4 protein-coding genes are annotated in these 2,982 nt (G+C 68.4%); 1 reads left to right on the forward strand and 3 read right to left on the reverse strand.

From position 1 onward, the window contains the following. Positions 1-158: 158 nt before the first annotated feature. Positions 159-986 carry an alpha/beta fold hydrolase gene (locus tag QAR72_RS15570; RefSeq protein WP_304618290.1) on the reverse strand — a complete coding sequence of 276 codons (828 nt, stop codon included), beginning with the start codon at positions 984-986 and terminating at the stop codon, positions 159-161. Between the two features lie 46 nt (positions 987-1,032). Between QAR72_RS15570 and QAR72_RS15575 the strand changes: the two genes are divergently transcribed. Continuing rightward, a complete protein-coding gene (locus tag QAR72_RS15575; protein WP_304618291.1) occupies positions 1,033-1,356 on the forward strand; it encodes an ArsR/SmtB family transcription factor in 324 nt (107 codons plus the stop codon). A 45-nt stretch (positions 1,357-1,401) separates the two neighbouring features. Here the strand turns inward: QAR72_RS15575 and QAR72_RS15580 are convergent, their stop codons facing one another. Together QAR72_RS15580 and QAR72_RS15585 are read right to left on the reverse strand one after the other, a co-directional pair. Then, on the reverse strand, positions 1,402-2,046 hold the full coding sequence (locus QAR72_RS15580; RefSeq protein WP_304618292.1) for a TetR/AcrR family transcriptional regulator: 645 nt from the start codon (positions 2,044-2,046) through the stop codon (positions 1,402-1,404). Positions 2,047-2,076: 30 nt separating this feature from the next. Then, positions 2,077-2,982, reverse strand: a 906-nt coding sequence (locus QAR72_RS15585; RefSeq protein WP_304618293.1) for a quinone oxidoreductase family protein, incomplete at its 5' end; no start/stop codon positions are given.

Below are 2,982 nucleotides of genomic sequence, written 5' to 3' on the forward strand. Positions count from 1 at the left end.
CTTGCAGGTCGGTCGGCAGTTCCTGGAACTTGGCGATGTTCAGCATCAACTGGACCGTGCCGCCGGGCTCTTGCACGCCCGGACCGTAGGAGATCTTCGCCACCTGGTGGAAGCCCATCGGAAGGTCATTGACCGGGCCCGTCGTCACCTCCGAACCCTCAGCCTGCGCCCGAACGGTCGAGCGTCTTGAGGATTTCGGCCACCAGAACCTCGGGGCGGTCTTCCTGCACCAGATGCCCCGCATCATCGACCATCACCATCGGCCGGTCCGAGATCATCGCGGCCAGCGCCTTGCCCTTGTCAGGGGGGATCCAGCCGTCCTGCCGGCCCCAGAGCACATTCACCGGGCAGTCGAGCCGGGCATAGAGCGTCTCGACCTCGTCCGTGAAGCGCTGGTCCATCTGCGCGATCTGGCGATAGAAGGCCGCCTGGCCGACCGGTCCCAGCCATGGCGCGCTGTAGACGGCCAGCGCCTCGTCCGACAGGGGCCTGTGCGCCGCCGTCTGCAGATAGGCCCGCAGCAGCGCCTGGTGCATGTACTCGGGCATGCCGGCGAATGCGGCTTCGTGCTGGCGGACATGGCGCACGAAGGGCGAGCCCCAGGGCGCCAGCGCCACCGCATCGAAGATCGTCAGCGATCCGTAGCGCACGCCGTTCAGGTAATGGGCGCGCAGGGCCGTCGCGCCTCCGAAGTCATGCGCCAGAACATCCGGCCGCTCGAGGCCCCATTCCGCGAACAGCGCGGCCAGCAGATCGTTCTGAACGCCTAGCGAGACGTCCTGCCCCTCTCGCATCTCGGACAAGCCGTAGCCGATCATGTCGAAATAGTAGATCGTCCGCAGGTCGGCGAATTGCGGGACGATCCGCCGCCAGACCTGCGCCGAGAACGGCGTGCCGTGGATCGCGACAAGCGGAGGGCCGCCGCCGATCCGCCCCCAACGGACCCGGTTTCCGCGAAAGTGGAAGGTTTCGGGAAGTTCCAGCATGACGACCCCGCATTGTCACTTAGCTATCTTACGATATGATGCGGGCATGGACCGTTCGATGCAAGTGAAGGCGATGGCAAGCCAGCAGCGGCTGAGGATCCTGCAGCTGCTGGCCCGGCCGCAGGAGAATTTCGGCCAGCAATGGTCCGCCGATCCCGTGGAATGCGGCGTCTGCATGACCCTGATCGCCGAGGCGCTGGCCGTCGCGCAGCCGACCGCCAGCCGGCATCTGGACATCCTGAGGCAGGCGGGCTTCATCACCGTGCGGAAGCACCTGAAATGGTCCTATTGCAAGCGCGACGAGGCGGCGATCGGCGATTACCTGCGCTGGCTGGGCGACGAGGTGTCGGCCACCCCGTCCGGAGGCTGAGGCCGGCCAGATCCCGGCGAGCGCAGGTTCCGCCCGATGGCCGGATCAGGCCCGCGTCCCCGCAAGCGGCTTGCCCGGCTGATCGGGCGCCTTCAGGCCATGCTCGATCAGGCCCAGCAACTGGTCGCCGGCGCCGCGGATGTCGAAGCCGGGCTGGGCGAGCCAGGTTTCGATGATGCCGCAGATACCCGTGGCGATCAGCAGGCTTGCAGTGCCGGGCGCGACATCGGGCCGGATCTCTCCGGCCGCGATGCCCGCCTCGATATGGCGCGTCAGCAGCGCGAGCGTGCCGTCGCGCAATTCAGCGATGTCTTCGGACAGTGCGCGTTCGCGTCTGGCATCGGCCAGCACGATCCGCGTCGCAAGCCCGCCCGTGGGGTCCGCCTCGAGCTGCGCCACGACCGCGCGCGTGATGTCCAGAACCGCGCCAAGCCCCGTCACCCCGTCGGCAGAGGACAGCGTCCGGTCGAACTCGATCGCCACATGCGAGGCGAGGGCCTTGAGGTATTGTTCGCGCGACCCGAAATGATGGGCGGGCAGCCCGCGGCTGTAGCCGGCGCTCTTTCCGACCTCGGTCAGGGTCAGCTTTTCGGGGCCGAATTCCGCGACCAGACGGATGCCCGCCGCAAGCATGCGCTGTTCGGATTCGTCACGACGCTCTTCCTGGGTTCGCCGTGTCTGCTCGTTCATCAAGCCTGATCCTGTCCCGCCCTGCCGCCATCACGGCCTGAGCAGCAGTTTACCGAAGCTCTTGCCCGATTCCAGCATCTTGTGGGCGCGGGCCGCGTCGCGCAGCGGCAGGATTTCCGCGATGATCGGCCGGATCCTTGCCTCGGCGGCCTGCCCAAGGATCGCGGCGGTGGCCGAGACCAGGTCGGCCACGGGAACGGAATCCAGGCTCAGCAGCGAATAGCTGGGCGATGCGGCAAAGGCCCCGAGCAGCGCATCGCCGACGCCGTCGGGCGGTATCCCGGCCGCCGCGCCGTTGATGACATAGCGCCCGTTGGGCGCAAGGGTGGCGATGAAGCCGGGAACGGCTGCGCCCGCCACGGGATCGATGATCACGTCGAACGGTCCCTCTGGTTGCGGATCGAGGCCGCGCCTGACCACCTGACGGACGCCCAGGGCCTCGACCCGGCTGGCCGCATCGGCATGGGTCACGGCCGTCACCTCCGCTCCCGACAGGACGGCCATCCGGGCCGCCAGGGCGCCGATGCCGCCGCTGGCGCCCCGAACCAGCACGGTTTCCCCGGCCCGCAGCCGCGCCCGCTCAAGACTGAAATGCGCGACAAGCGCGTTCACGCCCAGGGCGACGGCCTCCTCGGCGGACAGCCCTTCCGGCAGCGGCACGACCCGGCGGGCCTCGGCCAGGAATTGCCCTGCATAGCCGCCCCGCCCCTGGGCATAGACGCGCCTGCCGATCAGGCCCGGATCCACATCCGCGCCGACCGAGGCGACGACGCCCGCAACCTCGATCCCGGGAACGAAGCCTGCGGCGGTCACGCCCAGATAGCCCTGTCGCTGCATCACATCGACCAGGCCGATCCCCGCGGCCTCGACCTTGATCAGCACCTGGCCCTTGCCCGCCACCGGATCGGGAAGCTCGACCAGGGACAATTGGTCGGC

The sequence above is a fragment of the Paracoccus sp. (in: a-proteobacteria) genome (genome assembly GCF_030604785.1).
Lineage (GTDB): Bacteria > Pseudomonadota > Alphaproteobacteria > Rhodobacterales > Rhodobacteraceae > Paracoccus.